Raw genomic sequence first — 22,163 nt, 5'->3', positions numbered from 1 at the left:
GCCTCAGGGGGGCGAATTCCGACCCTGGAGGATGGCGAGCGCAGCCGAAATCGCGGCAACCTCGCGGGTACGCCGGGATTCGTAGGGATAGACGTCGTTGCCTGCGGCAATCTCCGTCGCGCTCGCCGCGAGGCGGGAAAATGGCCGCGCGTAGAGCGCCACGAAGAGCCCCGTGATCAGCACGACGATTGCGAGACCCGCCGCAATCGCGAGCATCAGCGCGCGCTGGATCTGAGCTTGTGCGGACAGCAGAATATCGGTCGGGATCCGCACTGCCATCGACCAGCCGAAATCGGGAAGCTCGCGGTAGCGCAGGTCGTCGAGAACGACCGTCATGTATTCCTGTCCGTCCGGCCAGGTTTCGATGAAGGCCCGGCCCGTTCCGACCCGAGCGGCCCGGAGACTGGAGGTCGTGAGCTGTTCCATTGGCGCGTTCGACGGGGCGATCACCACGTCGCCGCCTGCGCCGATCAGGAAGGCTTCGACCCCCAGAGCTTCGGCGGTCTCGCGAAAGCGGTTCCGGGCTTCAGCCACATCAATGTGGACACCCAGGACGCCGATCGGGCGTCGGGCGGCATCGTTTACCGGAGCGGCCAGATCGAGAAAGCGCAACGGCTCGTTGGATGACTGGCCCAACTTCTCGGCAAGAAGCACCGCCTCGTGTGCATCGCCGGCGAACGGACCGCGCAAGCCCTGGCTGAACCACGGGCGCGAAGCGACCGAAACGCCTTCAAGCAGCCCGTTTGACGCCTGTTCGACGATGCCCTGGAGATCGGCATATCCCGCCCACGCAACCCAGCTGTCGCCCTGGGTCAGCTCCGACAGCCGGGTCCCGAGTTCGTCGCCCGGCTTCGGCGCGGTGATGCTGCCGGCGAGCGTGTCCACCTGCGTCCAGGTCTGATAAAGCGACCGCAGAAATGTCGTCTGCAGACCGCGCCCCCGCGCCTCGACGGCCTGGGCAAGGGCGGCCTCGCCCTCCTGAGCGACGAGGCCCCGAACCAGAAATGCGGTCCCGATCATCAAGAGTGCAAACAGGCCAACAACGAAGACGAAGATGGCTGTTGCGAGCGCTGGGTAGGGCGTCTTTGACCTCGCCATCGAAATTCCCGTTGGCTGCTTTCGGCTCCATGGACAGAGACGATGTCTCTGGCAGGCCCGGATTATCGGGATACGATGACGACACCTCAATCCCCAAGCCTAAGCCTGAATTCGTCCCATTGGTGACGAAGCGAACGACAGCTTTCTGGTCGAGCAGGTCATCAGTCCGGCCGCATTAACCGTCTCCTGCCGACACCCATGGGCGGTGAGGAAGGTCAGATCTTCCCCGGCGCTCGAGCCGGTGGCCCAAGCGATTCGGCGCAACCAACTGCATTGAGGCAGAAGCTCAGTTGCGATCGGAGACTGCGACCCGCACGTCGAGGACCGCCTGACGCCGCTCGTCGCGGATGACGGCCATCGCGCGCGCCAGCGCCGCCGGAAGATCTTGGCCATTCTCCACCCGCTCGGTATAGGCGCGGCTGGCTTCGGCGACCTTCAGATAGTCGGGTGCCGGCTCCAGCGAGGTCAACGGCATGGCGTTGGCTCGGGCAGCGGCCCCCTGCGGATAGCTGTTGATCACCGAACGGCGGACCGCGTTCCACATGCCGTTGTTCTTGATGATCGTCAGGATCGGAAGCTCGAGAGCCTCGGCGATCTGGTGGCAGGCGACAGGATTGGCAAAAATATAGGACCCGTCGCCGATACAGGCGACGACCATCCGGGTGCGGTCGGCCAGTTGCGCCCCGAGGGCAGCGGGAAGTGCCCAGCCGAGGCCGCCGGAATGGGGAGGGTTGAACGCCCGGTTGGCCCCCGCCAGGGTCATCGATCCCGGAACGAAACCCAGCTCGCCGAAGACCACGGCCGTGTCGTCGAGAGCGTCGGATAGACAGCGGCTCATCCACTCCGCCGTCATCGGCGTGGTGCACCCTGTCTTCGCTTCGCTCAGGGCCTTCGCGCGCCATGCCTGCGCCCGGGCCGACACCTTTTCCCGTCGGCTCCGACTGCGCTCATCGGGGTCCTTCATGACCGCTGAAAGCGCCTCGACGGCGGCAACCGGATCGGCGGCGATCGCCAGATCGCACCTGTAGCTGCGGACGGGCATCCGCGCGAAATGCGGATCGGCGCCGATATGGACCACCTTTACCCCCTCGTCCGGCGCATGAAACGCCTCGAGCCAGGGGATACCGGCATCAAGCACGACGACCACGTCCGCCCCTTCCATCGCCGCCTTGACGTCATAGCCGAGGAACGCATCGTCGTTCGTCGCCATGACATTGCGCAGGGGAAAGGGTTCCGCCACCCCGATGCCATGCCGATTGCAGAAAGCGGAAAGCGCTTCGCCCAACCGCCCGGCCGGGTCGCCCCGCTGGCACAGCACCAGCGGCGCTTCGGCTTCGGCGATCCAACCCGCAACGACCGCGAGCGCGTCCGGATCAGGATGAGCCGCAGTCGTCGGCGGAGGGGGCGATTTCGGCAGCGGCTGCGTTTCGATGACCTCCATCAGCGGCTCGCGCGGAAGGCTGAGATAGACCGGGCCCTTCGGTTCGCTGTTCGCCAGCGAGACCGCACGGGCGGCAAGCGAAGCCCCCTGTTCGGGATAGCGCAGCTCGTAGTGGAACTTGGTGACATCGGAAACCAGCGAGGCCTGGTCGTACATCTCCTGGCCATAGTGGATCGGCGTGACGCGGTGTCCCGGACGTCCGCGCTCGGTGATCGGGGTGCGGCCGGACATGACGACGACGGGAACGTTGTCGCTTGCCGCGTTGATGACCCCCATCGCCGCATTGGCGAGCCCGACATTGACGTGGACCATCACCGCCTGCGGGCGACCTGTGACGAGATAGTAGCCGTGCGCCATCGCGACACTGGCGGTCTCGTGGGGGATCGTCAGCGCTTCCGCGACCTGGCCCGGAGGCAACGTGGCGAGCGCCTCGATGATCGGCGGGAAGTCGGTGCCCGCATTGGCGAAGAGATAGTCCACTCCGCTGGTCTTGAGGCCGGTCAGGAGCGCTTCGGCTCCGGTCTTCGGTTCGCACCCTCGCGGGTTGGCGTCATCGCTCACGAATTTCCTCCCAGGCGCTCTTTGGCCGCGGACTACCGTTTTGCGAAGGGCCAATTTGCGAGCGCGAATTAACCGGTAGTCTCATTCAAAAATCTCATATAGAAAGATTTCTGAACGGTCTAACACATATGGGCCGACAAAAGGAGAGGGAGGAAAACGCATGCGTATGTCGATCGCTGCGGCGGCAGCGGCCTTCGGGCTGGCTTTCGCCGGGACTGCTTCGGCTCAGAATGTCGGGATCGCGACGTCCAATCCGGGATCGCTGTTCCACAATATCGGGACCGCAGTCGCCAACGCGTCCAACAAGGCCGGGCTCAACGCCACGATCCAGCCGGCCACCAGCCCCAACCAGTACATCCCCTTCGTTGCCTCCGGCGGCATCGAGTTCGGTGTCGCCAACCTCCAGGAAGTGGCCTACGCCCTGGAAGGGAAAGAATGGTTCGAAGGGAATGCCAATCCCGATCTGCGCATCGTCGCGAGCATCATGCCACTCAGGGAAGCGATCTTCGTGCGTGCCGACAGCGGCATCCGCACGATCGCTGATCTGAAGGGCAAGCCGATGGTTGACGGCTACACCGCGCAGAACACGATCCTGCCGCAGCTCGACGCCATGTACGCGACCGCAGGCATGACCCGAGACGACATCGAGCCGGTCAACGTTCCCAGCGTCGTTGCCGGGGCGGACGCCTTCATGGCAGGCGAAAGCGTGGGCTTCATCTTCGCCCACGGAGCCGGCAAGGTCCGCGAAGCGGATGCGGCGGTCGGCGGGCTCTATGCGATCCCGATCGAGCCGACCGACGAAAATCTGAAGCTGGCCCGGAAGTTCTGGCCGGTGGCGTTCTTCACGGAGATCGAGGGCGGCACCACTCCGGGCGTTCCGGAAACCGCGAGCTATTTCGCCTATCCCCAGGTGGTCTTCACGAACGCCAACGTGCCGGACGACGTCGTCTACGAAATGGCCAAGGCGATCTACGAGGGCAAGGAAACGATGGCCTCGTCCTTCCCGCCGTTCAACCAGTTCGATCCGGCGGACATGGCGAGCGATGTCGGGGTGAACTCCTATCATCCCGGCGCGCTGAAATTCTTCGAAGAAGCCGGCCTGAACTAGGGCCGCCACATGCAGACAGATGGTGTGGGAGGGGTCGGTCGCGGCCCCTCCATTGAAATCTGCCGGCCGATTGCAGACGTGCTCGCCGGCCTCCTCACCCTCGCCGCGGTGGCGTGGGCGATCTCGCTGCCGCGCTATCTCGGCGTCGGCTTCTACCCGCAGCAATTCTTCGCACTCATTCTCGGCCTCGTGTTGCCGATCGCCTTTCTCACGCTTCCCGCCCGGCGGGGCGCCGCACGCCGGCGGGTGCCGTGGCTCGACGTCGTCCTCGCAATCGTCAGCGCCCTGGCCGTCGGCTACATCGCGCTGCGCTATCCCGATCTCATCAACCAGATCTTCGCGCGGCCGCCGGAGGTCTGGATACCCGGCATCATCACGATCGCACTAACCCTGGAGGCGCTGCGCCGCGCGACCGGGTGGGCGCTCGTCATCATCATTTCGGCGTTCCTGCTCTACGGTCTCTTCGGGGATCTCGTGCCGGGCCGGCTGCAGGGACGCGCCCAGGGATGGCAGCTCCTTTCCGGCTACATGGCCTTCGACGCCAACGGCATTCTCGGCCTGCCGATGTCGGTCGCGTCGACCATCGTCATCGCCTTCATCCTGTTCGGCGTGCTGCTCGGACTGACGGGCGGCTCCAACTTCTTCACCGATGCCGCGATGCTGGGCATGGGCCGCTTCCGCGGCGGCTCGATGAAGATCTCCGTTCTCGCCTCCGGCCTGTTCGGCTCGATCTCCGGCTCCGCGGTCGCGAACGTCGTAGGCACGGGCGTCGTCACCATCCCGATGATCAAGCGCGACGGCTATCCCTCGCATAAGGCGGCGGCCATCGAAGCCGTCGCCTCGACGGGTGGCCAGCTGATGCCGCCGGTGATGGGCGCCGCGGCCTTCCTGATGGCGGAGTTCCTGTCCGTTTCCTATTCCGTCGTGGTGCTGGCCGCGCTTATCCCGGCCCTTCTCTACTATATCGCGGTGTTCATCCAGGCCGACCTCGAAGCCGCGCGCCTGGGCATCGCCCCGGTGCCGAAGTCCGACATTCCCCCGGCGAAGGGCGTGCTTGGGGGCGCGCATTTCCTGTTGGGCTTCGCCATCCTGATCTATGTGCTCTTCGCCCTGAACTGGCAGCCGGAGCGAGCGGCCCTGATCGCCGTGGTTTCGATCATCGCGACGTCCCTGGCGATCGGCTACCGCGGCAAGCGCCCTTCCGTGCGGGCAATCGGCGCGAGCCTCTCCACCACCGGCCATGCCGTCGTGGAGATCGTTCTCATTTCGGCCGCGTCGGGGCTCGTGATCGGCATTCTCAACCTCACCGGCCTAAGCTTCAACCTGACCTATGCGCTGGTTCAGCTCGGCGGGTCCAGCATCATCCTGCTTCTGGGACTTTCCGCCATCGTCTGCATCGTGCTCGGCATGGGCCTGCCCACGCTCGGGGTCTACGTCCTTCTCGCCGCGCTGGTGGCGCCGGCCCTGGTCGAGCTCGGGATTCAGCCGATCGCGGCCCATCTCTACGTGCTCTATTTCGGGATGATGTCGATGATCACCCCGCCGATCGCGATGGCGGCCTTCGCCGCGGCGGCCATCGGCAAGGCACCGGCGATGGCGACGGGGTTCGCGGCGATGCGGTTCGGCTGGTCCGCCTATGTGGTGCCGGTGCTGTTCGTGTTTTCCCCGAGCCTTCTGATGATGGGCGATTCCTTTCACATCGGGCTTGCGGTAACGACGGCGGTCGTCGGCGTCTGGCTGATCTCCGCCGCCCTCGCCGGCTACTTCGCCTCCATCCTGTCGCCCGCCAAACGATGCCTGTTCGCCATTCTTGGCCTGGCGGCGCTGGTCCCGGCCGGAGCCTTTCCGGGTGCGCTCTACAGCGACATCATCGGGGTGGTCGGAGGCGCCGCGCTGATGGCGGCGGAGATCGTCCGTGAACGACGCAGCACGGTCGGCGCGAGATCATGACGATGGAGTCGCGCAACAGCCTGGAGCGGGTGATCGCGCTTCTGGATGTCTTCTCCGAAGAGCGTCTCGAATGGACGCCGGACGAACTGATGGCGGAACTCGGCTACAGCCGGCCCACGCTCTACCGCTATCTGAAGACCCTGAAAGACGCGGGTTTCCTGACGTCCACGCCATCCGGCGGCTTCACGCTCGGGCCCCGCGTGGTCGAGCTCGACTTCCTCATGCGCAAGTCCGACACGCTGGTGCTGCACGCGCGGCAGCATCTCGATGCGCTGGCCGAGGCCTATCCCTGCAACTCGCTTCTGGTGCGCTGGTACGGAAACAAGCTGTTGTGCGTCGCCTCGGCCTGTTCGACGTCGGAGGTGCAGACGAGCTACCCGCGCGGACGACCGATGCCGCTGGCACGCGGGGCGATCTCGCGTTCGATCATCGCCTTTCTTCCGCGCCGGAAACTGCTGCCGTTCGTCGAGGACAATCTGGAGGAGTTTCGCGCCACGGGCCTGGGCGACACGCGCGACGATTTCCTGGACGTCCTGCGCCAGATCCGGCGGACGGGATACGCCGTCGCCTACGGTGAAGTGACACCGGGGGTGACCGGCATCGCCGCGCCGATCTTCGACAACAGCACCAGCCCGATCGCCTCCCTCTGCCTGACCATGTCCCAGGAAGCCGCCAGCCGGTTCGGCGTCGGCCGCATCGGGTCGGCTCTCATCAAGACCGCAAACGGGATCAGCGAGCACCTGGCCCGCCATCGCAACCAGACCGCTGAGCTCCCCTCGTAGAACGACCGCCCCCAAGACGTTGCACACACGGATTTCGACGGAGGAACACATGAAGAAGATCGACATATTCAATCACATCTGGCCGAAACCGTTCTTCGACGCGCTGATCGACCACATCGGAGAGATGACGGACATCACCCGGCGGTCCGGTGCCGTACCCATGATGACCAACCTCGATCGCAGGTTCGAAGTCATGGACATGTTCGGCGAGGATTATCAGCAGGTGCTTTCCCTCGCCTCGCCGCCACTTGAGAAGCTGGCCGATCCGGCGAAGGCACTGGAACTGTCCAAGATCGGCTCGGATTCCATGGCCGAGCTCTGCCGGGACCATCCCGACCGTTTCCCGGCCTTCATCGGCACGGCGCCGATGACAAGCCTCGATGCGGTGGTCGAAGAAAGCCGGCGGGCCGTCGAGGACCTGGGTGCCGTCGGCATGCAGATCTTCACCAACGTAAACGGCAAGCCGGTCGACCTGCCGGAGTTCGGGCCGTTCTTCGAATATATGGCGAAGGCCGGAAAGCCGGTGTGGCTTCACCCGGCCCGCGGCGAGAACTTCGCCGACTATCTGAGCGAGGACCGGTCCGAGTACGAGATCTGGTGGACGTTCGGCTGGCCTTACGAGACCTCCGCCGCGATGGCCCGCATGGTGTTCTCCGGCCTCTTCGATAAATATCCGGGCCTGAAGGTCATCACCCATCATGCCGGCGGGATGGTGCCGTTCTTCGAAGGACGGGTCGGCCCGGGCTGGGACCAGATGGGAGCGCGCACGACGGACCGCGACCTGGCGGCCGTGCGCAAGGCGCTGAAGCGGCCGCACCTGGACTACTTCAAGGACTTCTATGCCGACACGGCCTCGTTCGGCTCGCAGAAGGCGATCGAGCACGCCATCGAATTCTTCGGCGAGGACCACGTCCTGTTCGCCTCCGACGCACCGTTCGATCCCGAAGCGGGTCCGATGTACATCCGGGAAACGATCCGGATCATCGAGGAGATGGACATCTCCGACGAGCTGCGCCGCAAGATCTTCCAGGACAATGCGGTGAAACTCCTCGGTCTGAGCGTCTAGAAGGGGCCGACGATGTCAGAGGCAGCCAACGCGCCCAGGGAGCTGACCGGCGACGTCATCATCGTTGGCGGCGGCCCGGTCGGAATGGGACTCGCCATCGAGCTCGGTCAGCGTGGCATCAAGACGATCGTCGTCGAGCGCCACCCCGTTCCGCAGCCGGTTCCGAAGGGACAGAACCTGACCCAACGGACGATGGAGCACTTCCATTTCTGGGGAGCGGAAAAGGAACTGCGGGCCGCACGGACGATCCCACCCGGCTTCGGCATCGGGGGACTGACGGCGTACGGGACGCTGCTCGGCGACTATCACTACGACTGGCTGCAGCGCGAGCTGGTGAGGCCCTACTACTTCACCGACAACGAGCGGCTGCCCCAGTATGCGACCGAGGAGGTGCTGCGGGCCCGGGCCGCCGAGATTCCGTCGGTGGATATCGTCTACGGCTGGTCGGGCGAAGGCGTGTCCCAGGACCATGACGGCGTCACCGTCACGATCGTGGAAAAGGACGGGGAGACCCGCCGGACCATTCGCGCCCGCTACGCCGTCGGCTGCGACGGCAGCCGTTCGGTGCTGCGCGAAGGAGCAGGCATCACCCAGACGCGGACCGACCACGACCGGCTCATGGTGCTCCTGGTCTTCAAATCCCAGGAATTGCACGATCTCCTCACCCGCTATCCCGGCAAATCGTTCTTCAGCGTTCTGCATCCCGATCTGAAGGGCTATTGGCGCTTCTTCGGCCGGGTGGACCTGGGGTCGACCTGGTTCTTCCACGCTCCGGTGCCCCCCGGAACCACGAAGGACAATTTCGATTTCACCGGCTACCTCCACCAGTCCGCCGGTGCCGAGTTCGACGTCGAATTCGACTATATCGGGTTCTGGGATCTGCGCTTCGCGGTCGCCGACACCTACCGCAAGGGCCGGGTGTTCATCGCCGGCGACGCGGCCCACAGCCATCCGCCCTATGGCGGCTACGGCGTGAACACCGGGTTCGAGGATGCCCGCAATCTCGGCTGGAAGCTGGCTGCATCGCTCCAGGGATGGGGCGGCGAAGCGCTCCTCGACAGCTACGATGCCGAACGTCGTCCGGTGTTCCAGTCAACCGCTCGCGACTTCATCGAGAATTTCATCAACGAAGACCGGGACTTCCTCGAAACCTATTCGCCGGACACCGACCGAGCCGCGTTCGAAGCGGCCTGGGCCGAGCGGGCGAAGGGAACGGCGGAGGTCCACTCGTTCGAGCCGAACTATGAAGGGTCGCCGGTGGTTTTCGGACCAAAGGGCGCGCGCTGCAGCGCCGTCGGATCGCATACGTTCGAGGCGCGGGCGGGTCATCATCTGGCGCCGCAGCCCCTGTCGTCGGGGCGCAACCTCTACGAAGAGCTCGGCAGCGGGTTTACGCTCCTGTCCCTCGATGCCGCCGCATCCGATGTGGAAGCGCTGACACGGGCGGCAGCGGATTGCGGAATTCCCCTGAAGGTCATCTCGGACACATCGGAGGATGGCAGAGAACGGATGCAAGCGCGCCTCGTCCTGATCCGCCCGGACCAGTTCGTTGCGTGGACCGGCGACACGGCGAACGCGAGTGCCGAAGCCGTTCTAAGGCGTGCTGCCGGGTTGAGCTGATCGATCCGAAGGCCAGCCGGCGCGCAGGACGTCGGCAGCCTCGAGCCCGATCGGGCAGCAAAGAGACCCATTCGCGCATTGCACTGAACGTGCCCGCGACGTCACGCGCCCCAGACCACCCGGTCCTCATGGCGCTTGATGAGGTGACGCAGCGCCGCGAAGCTTTCCGTCATATGGCGCGCGAACGTGTCGACGGCCGGCGACGTGCTGGCTCCCTTCACGCGCAGAAGGCCGAGCGCCCGTTCCGGGTGCGGCACCTTGAACGGCAGCGCCGCGACCCCGCCGCCATGCCGGAGGCCGAACACCACGCCATGGGGCAGGATCGTCAGCGCGTCCGTCGCCTGGAGATAGTTGACCACGCTGATCAGCGACCCGCCCGAATAGCGGATTTTCGGCTCCATCTCTCCGAGGGACAGGAGCAGGCTTCTCAGGTCCGCCATCAGCGGGCTGTTCGGCGGCGGCGCCACCCAGGGATAGTCCAGAAGCTCGCCCACCTGCGGCCGACGCTTCACGAGAAGGGGATGGGTCGGCGCACAGGCAACCACGTTGCGGCCGGGCAGCAGTTCCTCGAACACCAGCCCTGACCCCTCGTCGAGCAGGTCGATCGGGCAGATCGCCAGATCGATCCGGTCGGCGACCAGTGCAGTGCGCAGGTCGCCGAAATAGCCATAGCTCTGGTCGACCCGCACGTCCGGATGGGTGTTCTGGAAGGCCGCCACCATCTGGGTGACCAGCCCGTCGGTGAAGAACTGAGTGCCGCCGACGCGGACCACCCCGGATCCGCCTTCCCGGTAGGTTTCGAGCAACTCCGAAGCCTTGCGCGACGCCGTCAGCATGGTCTGGCCGTGGGCCGCCAGCGCCCGGCCGAACGGGGTCGGCTGGAGCGGCCGCCGGCCGGGTACGAACAGGGCGGCGCCCAGCCGCTTCTCCAGCATCGAGAGCGTCCGTGAAACGGCCGGCTGGGACAGCCCCAGCAGCGCGGCGCCTTCCGTCACACCACCGGCCTGAACCACGGCGGCAAGTTGAACCAGGTGGCGCTCGTCAATCTTCATAACGATTTGCTATATTAAAGGGCGCAGAAATCATCAAGCTTGGTCCACCGCCTGCTATTCTGATCTCGACACGGACGCAAAGATCCAAAGTCGGGAGGAACTGCCATGCCGGCATCGACGATGCCGACGCACACGATGGAGGCTGCCTCGCGCGCCGCCGCCGAGCGGTTCCGCCGGGCGGACCGGGATCCGTCGCCGTTTCTGGCGTCGGCGGTGGAGCACCTGCACGCCCTGATCCGCGAGACCCGGCCCAGCCAGGAGGACTGGCGGGCGGCCATCGAGTTTCTCACCGCCACGGGACACGCGGTCGACGACAAGCGCCAGGAATGGATGCTTCTGTCGGACGTGCTCGGCGTTTCCGCTCTGGTCGAGGAACTGAACGCGCCCCGCCCGCTGGGAGCCACGCCGAACACCGTGCGCGGCGTGTTCTACCGGGCCGATGCGCCGCGCTACCCCCTCGGCACGGATATCTCCCTCGACGGCAAGGGCGATCCTCTGACAGTGCGGGGACGCGTCGTGGATCTCGACGGCCACCCCATCGCCGGCGCGACGGTGGAGACCTGGCAGGCCAACGCCCAGGGCCGCTATGAAAATCAGGAGCCGGAGGCCCAGCCGGAGCACAATCTGCGCGGTGTCTTCACAACCGGCGCCGACGGCGGATTCCACTACCGCACGGTCAAGCCGGCTGGCTACGCCCTCCCCGACGACGGACCGGTCGGCGCCCTGTTCCGCCGGATCGGATGCCCGATGCGGCGGCCCGCCCACCTCCATTTCATAATCCGCGCCGAGCCCTACGAGACGATCTCCACCCACGTTTTCGACGGCAACGATCCGGATCTGTCGGACGACGCCCTGTTCGGCGTCAGACCGGAGCTGATCGGCGACTTCGTTCCGGTCTGTGACCCATCCGGCGGCCGTGCCTGGGCTCTCGATTTCACCTTCGTGATGGCGCGCGCGAAGCCGAAGAGGGACCGCCCGTGACCCAGAGCTTCACCTATCGCGGCATGCCGCACGAGATCGTGTTCGGCGACGGATCCAGCACCGCGGTCGGCGACCACGTTGACAAGCTCGGCTGCCGGCGCGCGCTGGTTCTGACGACACCGCAGCAGGTCGAAGACGGGACGGATCTCGCGCGCAATCTCGGCGATCGCTCGGCCGGGGTGTTCTCGGAAGCCGCCATGCACACGCCGGTCGACGTCACCGAGCGGGCCGTGGAAAGGGTGGCGGTGACCGGCGCCGACTGCCTGGTCGCCCTCGGGGGCGGCTCGACCACCGGGCTCGGCAAAGCCATCGCCTACCGCACCGATCTGCCGCAGATCGTCATTCCCACCACCTATGCCGGCTCCGAGGTGACGCCGATCCTCGGCCAGACCGAACACGGCAAGAAGACCACGCTGACGGACCAGAAGGTTGTGCCGGAGGTGGTCATCTACGATCCGTCCCTCACCCTCGGTCTTCCGGTCGCCATGAGTGTGACCAGCGCGCTCAACGCCATGGCCCACGCCGCCGAAGGTCTCTACGCCCAGAACCGCAATCCGATCGTCTCGATCTACGCGGTGGAAGGCCTCAAGGCGATGCAGTCGGCGCTGCCGGCGATCGTCGAAACGCCCGGTGATCCCGAGGCGCGCGGTAAGGCGCTGTACGGCGCCTGGCTCTGCGGGATGGTGCTCGGCGCCGTGGGCATGGCTCTGCATCACAAGATCTGCCACACGCTCGGCGGGTCCTTCGACACCCCGCACGCCGACACCCACGCGATCATGCTGCCGCACACGATCGGCTACAACGCCGCCGCCGTGCCGGAGCTGCTCGCTCCCGTCGGCGAGATCTTCGGCGGAACGCCGGGAGCCGCACTCTATGACTTCGCGCTGCGCGTCGGCGCACCCAGCGCCCTGAAGGACCTCGGCCTGTCGGAGGCCGATCTCGACCGCGCCGCCGACCTCGCCGTCCAGAACGCCTACTGGAACCCGCGCCCCATCGAGCGCGACCCTATCCGTGCGCTCCTGCAGGACGCCTGGGAGGGACGGCGCCCCGAGCGCTGACAAGACGACAGAAAAGAAAACGGGAGGACAGCATGATTTCCAAGTCGATTTCCCGCCGCCGCTTCATGGGAACCGCAGCCGCAGCCGCTGCGGTCGCCGGAACAGCCGGCTTTCCGATGCCGGCCATCGCCCAGGGCCGGAAGATCAGGCTCGGCTACGTGAGCCCGCAGACAGGCCCGCTCGCCGCGTTCGCCGAGGCCGACGGCTTCATCATCGACCGGTTCAAGAAGCAGGTGGCGGACTCCGGCCTCGACATCGAGGTCATCGTCAAGGACAGCCAGTCCAACCCGAACCGGGCCGCCGAGGTCGCCAACGAGCTGATCATCGACGACGAGATCAACCTGATGCTGGTCGCCTCCACGCCGGAGACGACCAACCCGGTCACCACGACCTGCGAGATCGAGGAGATCCCCTGCCTCTCCACCGTTGCGCCGTGGCAGCCCTGGTTCATCGGCCAGCAGGCGAACCCGACCGATCCGGGTTCGTGGGAACCGTTCCGGTACGCCTACCACTTCTTCTGGGGGCTGGAGGACGTCATCGCCGTCTTCACCAACATGTGGGGCCAACTCGAGACCAACAAGAAAGTGGGCGGCCTGTTCCCGAACGACGCCGACGGCAACGCCTGGGGCGATCCGAATGTCGGCTTCCCGCCGGTCCTGAAGGAAAAGGGCTACAGCCTGGTCGATCCGGGCCGCTACCAGAACCTCAACGACGATTTCTCCGCCCAGATCAACGCCTTCAAGGGCGACGACGTGGAGATCGTCACCGGCGTGATGATCCCGCCGGACTTCACCACCTTCTGGAACCAGGCCAAGCAGCAGGGCTTCACGCCGAAGATCGCCTCGATCGGCAAGGCGATCCTGTTTCCGCAGGCGGTCGAGGCGCTTGGCGACCAGGGCAACAACCTCTCCTCCGAAGTGTGGTGGTCGCCGAACCATCCGTTCAAGTCATCGCTCAGCGGCGAGACCTCGAAGGAGCTCGCCGACGCATACGAAGCGGAAAGCGGCCGGCCCTGGACCCAGCCGATCGGCTTCGTTCACGCGCTGTTCGAGATCGCGCTCGACACGATGAAGCGGGTCGACGACCCGTCCGACGCCGATGCCGTCGCCGATGCGATCGCCGCCACCGACATGACCACACTGGTCGGCCCGATCGCCTGGAACGGCAAGGGCGTGCCCCCGTTCGCGGCCAAGAACGTCGCCAAGACTCCGCTCGTCGGTGGCCAGTGGCGGCTCAAGGACGGCGGCGGCTACGACCTCGTCATCGTCGACAACCAGACCGCGCCGGAGATCCCGACCGCCGGCAAGATGGAGCCGATCAGCTGACCGGCTGACCGCCCCTGCAGCGCCGGTGCGGCTTCGCGCCGGCGCTGCCTCTGCCCCTGCCCGCTCACCCTGAAGGACGACGGTTGTGTCGCTTCTGCGCCTCGACAACGTGTGCAAGTCCTACGGCACCCTGAAGGTCACCGACCACGTGACCCTTGAGGTCGCCGAGGGCGAAGCGCTCGGCATCATCGGCCCCAACGGCGCCGGAAAGTCGACCCTGTTCGACCTGATCACCGGCCGCGTCGCCGTCGACGCCGGCACGATCGCCTTCGCAGGTTCCGACGTGACGGGCCGGCCGGCGACCCACCGCTGCCGCCTTGGGCTCGGCCGCTCCTTCCAGATCCCGCGCCCCTTCGGCCGGCTGACCGTTTTCGAGAACCTCGTCGTCGGTGCCGCCTTCGGGGCAAGCCGCTCCGAGAGCGAGGTCACCGACCGCTGCGCCGACATCCTGCGCCGGACCGGGCTTCTGGAGCGCGCCAACACCGCCGCCAACCAGTTGCCCCTGCTGCAGCGCAAGCGGCTGGAGCTGGCCCGGGCGCTTGCCACCGAGCCGAAGCTTCTCCTTCTCGACGAGATCGCCGGCGGCCTCACCGAGAGCGAGTGCCGGTCGCTGGTGGAGACGATCCGCGCCATCCACGAAGGCGGCACCACAATCGTCTGGATCGAGCACGTGCTGCACGCGCTGACCTCGGTCGTCGAGCGCCTGGTGGTGCTCGACTTCGGCCGCATCATCGCCGACGGCAAGCCCGACGCCGTCATGGCCTCGCGCGAGGTGCGCGAGATCTATCTGGGGATCGAGGTCTGATGGCGCTTCTGGAGACATCGGGCCTGACCGCCTTCTACGGCGATTTCCAGGCGCTGTTCGGCGTCGACGTCGCCGTCGATGCCGGCGAGATCATCGCCATCATCGGCGCCAACGGGGCCGGGAAGACCACGCTCCTGCGTTCGCTCTCCGGCGTGCTCGCCAACGAGGCCGACGCGATCCGCTTCGACGGCTCCGCTATCGGCCGGCTCGCGGCGCCCGACGTGATGGCCCGTGGCATCGCCATGGTGCCGGAGGGGCGAAAGCTGTTTCCCTCGCTCTCCGTCCAGGAGAACCTCCAGATCGGCACTTACGGGCGCAAGGCCGATGGCCCGTGGTCGCTGGAGAGCGTCTACGAGCTGTTCCCGATCCTGAAGGAACGCCGAGCCAATCCGAGCACCGCGCTCTCCGGCGGCCAGCAGCAGATGGTCGCGATCGGCCGGGCGTTGATGTCCAACCCGCGCGTGCTCCTTTGCGACGAGCTCAGCCTCGGCCTCGCGCCGGTGATCATCCGCGACATCTACGCCGTCATGCCGAAGCTGCGCGCCTCGGGAGCGGCCATCGTGCTGGTCGAACAGGACATCGAGCAGGCGCTCAAGGTGGCCGACCGGGTCTACTGCATGATGGAGGGCCGCATCACACTCGCCGGCACCCCCGCCGAGCTGTCGCGTGACGCCATCCACAATGCCTATTTCGGAGTGGCCTGATGCAGTGGATCGACACCATCGTGCAGGGGGTGCTGCTGGGCGGACTCTACGCCCTCTTCGCCACGGGGCTCAGCCTGGTGTTCGGCATCATGCGGCTGGTCAATCTCGCCCACGGCGACCTGATCGTACTCGCGGCCTATCTGATCCTGGTCCTGGTTTCCGCTTTGGGCATCGATCCGTTCACCGCCGCGCTGATCGCCGCACCGGTCATGTTCGCCGTGGGTTGGGCGCTGCAGTACGTGGTCCTCAACCGGACGCTGGGCGACGACATCCTGCCGCCGCTGCTGGTGACCTTCGGCCTCTCCATCGTCATCCAGAATGCGCTGCTGGAGGGCTTTTCCGCCGACAGCCGCAAGATCCCGGCGGGCGCGCTTGAGACCCAGTCGATCGCACTCGGCGGTCTCAACGTCGGCGTCATGCCGGTGCTGACGTTCCTGTCCGCGATCCTGGTGATCGTTGCTCTCAACCAGCTCTTCTACCGGACCGCGCTCGGCCGCGCCTTCCGAGCGACGTCCGACGATCCGGTGACGGCCGGACTGATGGGCATTCGGGCCCCCGCGCTGTTCGCCAAGGCGACCGGAATTGCCATGATCGTAGTGACGATCGCCGCGCTCTATCTCGGCACCCGCGCCAACTTCGATCCGACGGTCGGGCCGGCGCGGCTGATCTACGCCTTCGAGGCGGTGATCATCGGCGGCCTCGGCTCGTTCTGGGGCACGCTGTTCGGCGGCATCATCATCGGCGTCTCCCAGGCCGTCGGCGCCGCGATCAATCCGGAATGGCAGATCCTGGCCGGCCACGTCGCCTTCCTGGTGGTGCTGCTGCTGCGGCCGCGGGGCCTGTTCCCGCGGACCGTCGGCTAGAGCGGGGAGGACGCGACCATGGCCCCCTCCCCGCGCTACCGTGTGAAGACCCAGACTGCCGCCTCCCGCATCTCGCTGGTCGTGGCGCTTGTGCTCGTTGCCGTCGCGATCGCCGCCCCGCTGTTCGTCTCCCGCGGCACCGTGCAGGACCTGTTCTTCATTCTCACCATGCTGGTGCTCGCCCAGTTCTGGAACCTGCTCGCCGGCTATGCCGGCCTCGTGTCGGTCGGTCAGCAGGCCTTCGTCGGCTTCGGTGCCTACGCCATGTTCGCCGCCGTGTCGCTGGCCGGGCTGGACCCGGTGGTGGCGATCCTGATCGGCGGCGTCGCCGCCGTTCTGCTTGCGATTCCGACCGCATTCTTCGTGTTCCGGCTGGAGGGCGCCTACTTCGCCATCGGCACCTGGGTGATCGCCGAGGTCGTCCGCCTCGTCGTGGCCCAGTGGCAGGCGCTCGGCGGCGGCACCGGCACCTCGCTGCCGCGCACCGCCACCCGCGACATGATCGGCGTGGAGGCGCTGGGCGACTGGCTCGGTCTCAAATCCTCGGCAGCAGGCGACGTGATGACCTACTGGCTGGCGCTGGCCCTGGCCGTCCTGACGATCGCCTTCATCTATCGGCTGCTGCGCTCCAAGCGCGGGCTCGGCCTCGCCGCCGTCCGGGACGATGCGTCCGCGGCCGGCGCCGTCGGTGTCGACGGCACCCGCATGAAGCATTTCGTCTATCTGGTCGCCGCTTTCGGCACCGGGCTCTGCGGCGCGCTCATCTACGTCCAGACGGCGCGAATCTCGCCGGACGCCGCCTTCTCCGTCATCGACTGGACCGCCTACGTCATCTTCATCGTCGTCATCGGCGGGATCGGCACGCTCGAGGGGCCCATCGTCGGCGTGCTGGTGTTCTTCCTGCTGCAGAACTCGCTCGCCGATTACGGCAGCTGGTACCTCCTGATCCTCGGCCTGATCGGCATCGCCGTCATGCTGTTCGCCCCGCGCGGGATCTGGGGCTTCGTCAGCGCCCGCACCGGCATCGAGCTGTTCCCGATCCGCCGGCGCCTGATCGTCGAGGACGACGCGCCACCGACCGACACACCCGAATCCTGACCCGGCGCCTCCGCGTCGGCAGAAGCAGACGGGGCGGCCGAACCACCCCGCCATAACGGAAGGAGGAGGCCCCGATGGCCGACATCACCACCGACGTCCTGATCGTGGGCACCGGCCCCGCCGGATCGGCGACCGCAGCGCTCCTGTCGAGCTACGGCATCGAGAACATGGCGATCAACCGCTACCGCTGGCTCGCCAACACGCCCCGCGCCCACATCACCAACCAGCGCACCATGGAAGTCCTGCGCGATCTCGGCCGGGAAGTGGAGGAGGAAGCCTATCTGTTTGCGACCGAACAGGACCTGATGGGCGAGAACGTGTTCTGCGAGTCGCTCGCCGGCGAGGAACTCGGCCGTCTCAGGACCTGGGGCACGCACCCGAACTCCCGCGCCGAGCATATCCTCACCTCCCCGTCGCACATGAACGACTGCCCGCAGACCTACATGGAGCCGGTGCTGTTCAAGACCGCCTGCTCCCGCGGCACCCAGGCGCGGATGTCGACGGAATATCTCTCCCACGAGCAGGACGCGGACGGCGTGACCACCACCTGCCGCGACCGGCTGAGCGGCAAGGAGTTCACCGTCCGCTCGAAATATCTGGTCGGCGCCGACGGCGGAAACTCCAAGGTGGCCGAGGATCTCGGCCTCAAGATGGAAGGCCGGATGGGCGTGGCCGGCTCAATGAACATCATTTTCAACGCCGACCTCTCCAAGTATGTCGCCCACCGTCCTTCGGTCCTCTACTGGGTGCTGCAGCCCGGCGCGGAGGTCGGAGGCATCGGCATGGGGCTGGTGCGGATGATCCGGCCGTGGAGCCGCTGGCTGATCAACTGGGGCTACGACATCAACCAGCCGCCGCCGGTGGTCGACGAAGCGTTCGCGACCCAGGTCGCGCGCAGCCTGGTGGGAGATCCGGAGCTTCAGATCGAGCTGGTCGACGCCAGCACCTGGACCGTCAACAACATGTACGCGACCGAGATGTCGAAGGGCCGCGTCTTCTGCATGGGCGACGCCACCCACCGCCATCCCCCCTCCAACGGGCTCGGCTCCAACACGTCGATTCAGGACGGCTTCAACCTGGCCTGGAAGCTCGCCTTCGTGCTGAAGGGCTGGGCCGGTCCCGGCCTGCTGGAAAGCTACGACGCCGAGCGCGCGCCGGTCGCCAAGCAGATCGTCACCCGCGCCAACCAGTCGATCGAGGAGTTCGGCCCGATCTTCCAGTCGCTCGGCCTTCTGGACTCGGTCGATCCGGTGAAGATGCAGGAGAACATGGACCGGCGCTGCGAGGGCACGCCGGAAGCCGAGGACCAGCGCCGCGCGCTGCGCGAGGCGATCGCGGCCAAGGTCTACGAGTTCGACGCCCACGGCGTGGAGATGAACCAGCGCTACCGCTCTTCCGCGGCGGTGACCGACGGGCAGCCGGAGCCGGCGTTCACCCGTGATCCGGAGCTGCACTTCGAGCAGACCACCTGGCCGGGCGCCCGGCTGCCGCACGCCTGGCTGTTCGCCGAAGACGGCACCCGCGCCTCGACACTCGACCTGAGCGGCCACGGCGTTCTGACGCTGCTGACCGGGCTCGGCGGCGAAGCCTGGTGCGAGGCGGCGGCTGAGGTCGGCCAGGCGCTCGGCGTCGAGATCGTCTGCCACGTCATCGGTCCGCGCTGCGAGTGGCAGGACCACTACGGTGACTGGGCCCGCGCCCGCGAGATATCCGACAGCGGCGCGGTGCTCGTCAGACCCGATCACCACGTGGCCTGGCGCTCGGAGCACCTTGCAGCCGATACCGCGGGAGAACTCGAACGCGTGCTTCGCTCCGTTCTGGACAAATGAGGAAACCGACGATGGAAGCGCACGAGAAAGGCTTCTTCACGGAAGAAAACTCCGTGGAAGTGGTGACCGGCCGCAACAAGAACGCCAAGAACGAGCGGCTCAAGGAGGTCATGGAGGTCGTGACCCGGAAGCTGCACGAAGCGGTGAAGGAGATCGAGCCGACCCAGGAGGAGTGGTTCGAGGCGATCATGTTCCTCACCCGCACCGGCCAGATGTGCAACGAGTGGCGTCAGGAGTTCATCCTGCTGTCGGACGTCACCGGCGTGTCGATGCTGGTCGACGCCATCAACAACCGGAAGCCGTCAGGCGCCTCGGAGAGCACCGTGCTCGGCCCGTTCCACGTGCAGGGCGCGCCGGAGCTTGAGATGGGCGCCAACATCTGCCTCGACGCCAAGGGCGAGGACATGGTCGTCTCCGGCCGCATCCTCGACACCGAGGGCAAGCCGGTCGCCGGCGCCAAGATCGACGTATGGCAGGCCAACGACGAGGGCTTCTACGACGTCCAGCAGAAGGGCCTGCAGCCGGACTTCAACCTGCGCGGCGTGTTCCGCACCGGCGAGGACGGCAGCTACTGGTTCAAGGCGGTGAAGCCGAAATTCTATCCGATCCCCGACGACGGGCCGGTGGGACAGCTGCTCGGCGCGCTCGGCCGCCATCCGTTCCGGCCGGCACACCTGCACTACATCATCTCGGCGCCGGGCTTCGAAACGCTCACCACCCATATCTTCGATCCCGACGACCGCTACATCGAATCCGATGCCGTATTCGGGGTGAAGGAGAGCCTGCTCGCCGAGTTCAAGCGGGTCGAGGACGCCGACCGCGCCGCCGAGCTGGAATTCCGTGACGGCTGGTTCTGGGAGGTCGAGCACGACTTCGTGCTGGCCCGACCCACGGCCTGACGCGGGTTTCAGGACGCCGAAACGACGGCGACCTGCCGGAACGGGCGCCCGATCGCAATCCCCAGGGCGGTCAGTCCGAAGGCGGCGATCAGCGCGATCTCCGAAGGAACGATCGCCAGGACCGCGGCGGGGAGATAGAGCGCGCCCGCCAGATAGCGGCTGCCGCGGACGGTCGTTCCGGACAGGAGCAGCGACGAGGCGACGACCAGGATCGCGCCTGACAGCGCCGCCTCGGCGATCGCGACGCCGGATCCCGACCACAACATCCCCGGATAGGACAGGAACATGAACGGCACGATGTAGGTGACCGCGCCGAGCCGGACCGCATTCAGCGCCGCCGGCCACCAATCTGTCTTGGCGATCGACGCGGCCACGAAGACGGCGATGCAGACGGGCGGCGTGATCACGGAGATCGTGGCGTAGTAGAAGACGAACATGTGCGCCACCAGCGGCTCGGTGCCGATCGCAATCAGCGCCGGAGCCATCACGGCTGCAACCAGCACATAGGCGGCAGTGGTCGGGATACCCATCCCGAGCACGAGGCAGGCGAGCGCCACGATGAGGCCGACGAGGACCGGGCTCTCGCCGCCGAGCGCGACGGTGAGCGAGGAGAGCGTCACCCCGACCCCGGTCAGGTTGATCATCGAGACAAGGATCTGCGCGCCGGCGAGCATCAGCGCGATGATGACGATGCCGTTGCCGGCCTCCACCAGGCCCGCGAGCAGCTTGCCGATCGTGTCGAGCGGACGCCGGCGGACGGCAAGGTCGGCGATCGCGAACGGCACGATCATCGCGATCACCCCGGCGGCTGCGGACAGCGCAACGGAGCGCCCGGAGACGAGCATCCAGATCAGCGCGCCAAGACCGAATACCACCGGTATCAGCCGAAGCGGTGCGAGTGCCGTGCGCGCGGACGGGATCTCCTCCGGCGGCACGAACCCGATCCGCTGGCGAAGCGCGATCAGATGGATCGTGAGGAACGTACCGGAATAGAACAGGATTGCCGGGATCAGCGCGGCGAGCGCGATCCGCAGATATTCCAGGCCGATCATTTCCGACATGATGAACGCCGCAGCGCCGAGGATCGGCGGCGTGATCTGCCCGCCGGTCGAAGCCACCGCCTCGACCGCCGCGGCGATTGGCGCCGGGTAGCCGATCCGCTTCATCAGGGGGATCGTCATCGTACCGGTCGTCGCGACATTCGCAACGGCGCTGCCGTTGACGGTTCCGAACGAGGCGGAGGCGACCGTTGCCATCTTGGCCGCGCCGCCGACGGTCCGCCCGGAGACGAGCAAAGCGAGATCCATGAAGGTGTCGCCGCCACCGGTCCGCAAAAGCATCGCCCCGAACAGAACGAAGGCCGCGATGATCGTCGACGCAATGCCGGTCAGCGAGCCCCACACGCCGATGTCCGACAGATAGAGCGTCTCCGTGACAAACAGGAGGTCGTAGCCGCGGTGGCCGAGCCGGCCCGGGATGAGATGGCCGAGAAAGACGTAGGCCAGTCCAATCAGCACGAGGATCGGGAACGCAAGACCGACGGTGCGGCGGGCGAGTTCCAGCAGCGTGACCACCAGCACCGCGGCAAGCGCAATGTCGAGCGGCCCCGCCATCGGCAGGCTGGTCATGATCCAGTTGGCGCTGAAGGTGACGTAGAAGCAGGCGGCCATGGCGCCGGTCCACAGCACGAGGTCGACCGCAATCGCCAGATAGCGCAGCCGCGCCGGAGGCCTGAGCGGATAGGACAGGAAGCCCAGAGTGATCACCAGCGCCACCATCAGCGATCGCTGGACCAGGGAATCGAACGGGCCGGCCGTTGCCGTGTAGAGCACGAAGGCACCGATCACGAGCGCGACGCCGCGACGCAACTTCTCGGCCATCAACGGCCTCCCGTCAGAGGTGAAATCCGCCCGAAGACGAAGC

At 66.5% G+C, this 22,163-nt stretch carries 18 protein-coding genes; 14 read left to right on the top strand and 4 right to left on the bottom strand.

What is annotated here, in order from left to right; genetic code table 11:
- Window positions 1-3: 3 nt before the first annotated feature.
- Together J2S73_RS05010 and J2S73_RS05005 are read right to left on the bottom strand one after the other, a co-directional pair.
- Window positions 4-1,098 carry a cache domain-containing protein gene (locus tag J2S73_RS05010; RefSeq protein WP_306884334.1) on the bottom strand — a complete coding sequence of 365 codons (1,095 nt, stop codon included), beginning with the start codon at window positions 1,096-1,098 and terminating at the stop codon, window positions 4-6.
- A gap of 286 nt (window positions 1,099-1,384) precedes the next feature.
- Complete coding sequence (locus tag J2S73_RS05005) at window positions 1,385-3,100, bottom strand: thiamine pyrophosphate-requiring protein (RefSeq protein ID WP_306884333.1); 1,716 nt, start codon at window positions 3,098-3,100, stop codon at window positions 1,385-1,387.
- A 160-nt stretch (window positions 3,101-3,260) separates the two neighbouring features.
- Here J2S73_RS05005 and J2S73_RS05000 point away from each other — a divergent pair, with 160 nt between their 5' ends.
- Genes J2S73_RS05000 through J2S73_RS04980 form a run of 5 tightly spaced genes read left to right on the top strand, consistent with a single transcriptional unit; the run spans window position 3,261 to window position 9,626 of the window.
- Window positions 3,261-4,208: a TAXI family TRAP transporter solute-binding subunit gene (locus J2S73_RS05000; RefSeq protein ID WP_306884332.1), complete on the top strand. Its 948-nt coding sequence runs from the start codon at window positions 3,261-3,263 to the stop codon at window positions 4,206-4,208.
- Between the two features lie 9 nt (window positions 4,209-4,217).
- Window positions 4,218-6,158: a TRAP transporter permease gene (locus tag J2S73_RS04995; RefSeq protein ID WP_306884331.1), complete on the top strand. Its 1,941-nt coding sequence runs from the start codon at window positions 4,218-4,220 to the stop codon at window positions 6,156-6,158.
- Window positions 6,155-6,940, top strand: coding sequence for an IclR family transcriptional regulator (locus J2S73_RS04990; RefSeq protein ID WP_306884330.1), 786 nt, complete (start codon window positions 6,155-6,157; stop codon window positions 6,938-6,940). Before J2S73_RS04995 ends, J2S73_RS04990 begins: the two co-directional genes overlap by 4 nt.
- A 49-nt stretch (window positions 6,941-6,989) precedes the next feature.
- The gene (locus J2S73_RS04985; RefSeq protein ID WP_306884329.1) at window positions 6,990-8,006 is read left to right on the top strand and encodes an amidohydrolase family protein; all 1,017 of its coding nucleotides are present in this window, start codon (window positions 6,990-6,992) and stop codon (window positions 8,004-8,006) included.
- Window positions 8,007-8,018: 12 nt separating this feature from the next.
- Window positions 8,019-9,626, top strand: a complete 1,608-nt coding sequence (locus J2S73_RS04980) for an FAD-dependent monooxygenase (protein WP_306884328.1) — start codon at window positions 8,019-8,021, stop codon at window positions 9,624-9,626.
- A gap of 101 nt (window positions 9,627-9,727) precedes the next feature.
- Here J2S73_RS04980 and J2S73_RS04975 read toward each other — a convergent pair whose 3' ends face one another.
- Entirely contained in the window at window positions 9,728-10,678 is a 951-nt protein-coding gene (locus J2S73_RS04975; RefSeq protein WP_306884327.1) for a LysR family transcriptional regulator, read from the bottom strand.
- 105 nt (window positions 10,679-10,783) lie between these two features.
- Here J2S73_RS04975 and J2S73_RS04970 point away from each other — a divergent pair, with 105 nt between their 5' ends.
- The 9 genes from J2S73_RS04970 (at window position 10,784) to J2S73_RS04930 (ending at window position 20,240) form a co-directional block, all read left to right on the top strand.
- A complete protein-coding gene (locus J2S73_RS04970; protein WP_306884326.1) occupies window positions 10,784-11,659 on the top strand; it encodes a dioxygenase family protein in 876 nt (291 codons plus the stop codon).
- Window positions 11,656-12,717, top strand: coding sequence for a maleylacetate reductase (locus J2S73_RS04965; protein WP_306884325.1), 1,062 nt, complete (start codon window positions 11,656-11,658; stop codon window positions 12,715-12,717). Before J2S73_RS04970 ends, J2S73_RS04965 begins: the two co-directional genes overlap by 4 nt.
- Before the next feature lie 32 nt (window positions 12,718-12,749).
- The gene (locus tag J2S73_RS04960) at window positions 12,750-14,042 is read left to right on the top strand and encodes an ABC transporter substrate-binding protein (protein ID WP_306884324.1); all 1,293 of its coding nucleotides are present in this window, start codon (window positions 12,750-12,752) and stop codon (window positions 14,040-14,042) included.
- An 85-nt stretch (window positions 14,043-14,127) separates the two neighbouring features.
- The gene (locus J2S73_RS04955; RefSeq protein WP_306884323.1) at window positions 14,128-14,847 is read left to right on the top strand and encodes an ABC transporter ATP-binding protein; all 720 of its coding nucleotides are present in this window, start codon (window positions 14,128-14,130) and stop codon (window positions 14,845-14,847) included.
- A complete protein-coding gene (locus J2S73_RS04950) occupies window positions 14,847-15,551 on the top strand; it encodes an ABC transporter ATP-binding protein (protein ID WP_306884322.1) in 705 nt (234 codons plus the stop codon). Before J2S73_RS04955 ends, J2S73_RS04950 begins: the two co-directional genes overlap by 1 nt.
- Window positions 15,551-16,414, top strand: a complete 864-nt coding sequence (locus tag J2S73_RS04945) for a branched-chain amino acid ABC transporter permease (protein WP_306884321.1) — start codon at window positions 15,551-15,553, stop codon at window positions 16,412-16,414. The genes J2S73_RS04950 and J2S73_RS04945 overlap by 1 nt, the downstream gene beginning before the upstream one ends.
- An 18-nt stretch (window positions 16,415-16,432) precedes the next feature.
- Entirely contained in the window at window positions 16,433-17,512 is a 1,080-nt protein-coding gene (locus tag J2S73_RS04940) for a branched-chain amino acid ABC transporter permease (protein WP_306884320.1), read from the top strand.
- Window positions 17,513-17,586: 74 nt separating this feature from the next.
- Window positions 17,587-19,341, top strand: coding sequence for an FAD-dependent oxidoreductase (locus J2S73_RS04935; RefSeq protein ID WP_306884319.1), 1,755 nt, complete (start codon window positions 17,587-17,589; stop codon window positions 19,339-19,341).
- A gap of 11 nt (window positions 19,342-19,352) precedes the next feature.
- Complete coding sequence (locus tag J2S73_RS04930) at window positions 19,353-20,240, top strand: intradiol ring-cleavage dioxygenase (RefSeq protein ID WP_306884318.1); 888 nt, start codon at window positions 19,353-19,355, stop codon at window positions 20,238-20,240.
- Between the two features lie 8 nt (window positions 20,241-20,248).
- Here J2S73_RS04930 and J2S73_RS04925 read toward each other — a convergent pair whose 3' ends face one another.
- Complete coding sequence (locus J2S73_RS04925) at window positions 20,249-22,120, bottom strand: TRAP transporter permease (protein ID WP_306884317.1); 1,872 nt, start codon at window positions 22,118-22,120, stop codon at window positions 20,249-20,251.
- Window positions 22,121-22,163: the final 43 nt, after the last annotated feature.

The sequence above is a fragment of the Amorphus orientalis genome, from assembly GCF_030814015.1.
In the GTDB taxonomy this organism is placed as follows: Bacteria; Pseudomonadota; Alphaproteobacteria; order Rhizobiales; family Amorphaceae; genus Amorphus; species Amorphus orientalis.
This window is presented reverse-complemented; position numbering and strand designations above follow the sequence as displayed.

What these genes read in the sequence shown, in the direction of transcription:
- J2S73_RS04940 (WP_306884320.1), top strand. Translation starts at nt 16,433, where the DNA reads ATGGCCCCCTCCCCGCGCTACCGTGTGAAGACCCAGACTGCCGCCTCC.
- J2S73_RS04995 (WP_306884331.1), top strand. Translation starts at nt 4,218, where the DNA reads ATGCAGACAGATGGTGTGGGAGGGGTCGGTCGCGGCCCCTCCATTGAA.
- J2S73_RS04935 (WP_306884319.1), top strand. Translation starts at nt 17,587, where the DNA reads ATGGCCGACATCACCACCGACGTCCTGATCGTGGGCACCGGCCCCGCC.
- J2S73_RS04990 (WP_306884330.1), top strand. Translation starts at nt 6,155, where the DNA reads ATGACGATGGAGTCGCGCAACAGCCTGGAGCGGGTGATCGCGCTTCTG.
- J2S73_RS05010 (WP_306884334.1), bottom strand. Translation starts at nt 1,098, where the DNA reads ATGGCGAGGTCAAAGACGCCCTACCCAGCGCTCGCAACAGCCATCTTC.
- J2S73_RS05000 (WP_306884332.1), top strand. Translation starts at nt 3,261, where the DNA reads ATGCGTATGTCGATCGCTGCGGCGGCAGCGGCCTTCGGGCTGGCTTTC.
- J2S73_RS04975 (WP_306884327.1), bottom strand. Translation starts at nt 10,678, where the DNA reads ATGAAGATTGACGAGCGCCACCTGGTTCAACTTGCCGCCGTGGTTCAG.
- J2S73_RS04945 (WP_306884321.1), top strand. Translation starts at nt 15,551, where the DNA reads ATGCAGTGGATCGACACCATCGTGCAGGGGGTGCTGCTGGGCGGACTC.
- J2S73_RS04950 (WP_306884322.1), top strand. Translation starts at nt 14,847, where the DNA reads ATGGCGCTTCTGGAGACATCGGGCCTGACCGCCTTCTACGGCGATTTC.
- J2S73_RS04925 (WP_306884317.1), bottom strand. Translation starts at nt 22,120, where the DNA reads ATGGCCGAGAAGTTGCGTCGCGGCGTCGCGCTCGTGATCGGTGCCTTC.
- J2S73_RS04960 (WP_306884324.1), top strand. Translation starts at nt 12,750, where the DNA reads ATGATTTCCAAGTCGATTTCCCGCCGCCGCTTCATGGGAACCGCAGCC.
- J2S73_RS04930 (WP_306884318.1), top strand. Translation starts at nt 19,353, where the DNA reads ATGGAAGCGCACGAGAAAGGCTTCTTCACGGAAGAAAACTCCGTGGAA.
- J2S73_RS04970 (WP_306884326.1), top strand. Translation starts at nt 10,784, where the DNA reads ATGCCGGCATCGACGATGCCGACGCACACGATGGAGGCTGCCTCGCGC.
- J2S73_RS04980 (WP_306884328.1), top strand. Translation starts at nt 8,019, where the DNA reads ATGTCAGAGGCAGCCAACGCGCCCAGGGAGCTGACCGGCGACGTCATC.
- J2S73_RS04985 (WP_306884329.1), top strand. Translation starts at nt 6,990, where the DNA reads ATGAAGAAGATCGACATATTCAATCACATCTGGCCGAAACCGTTCTTC.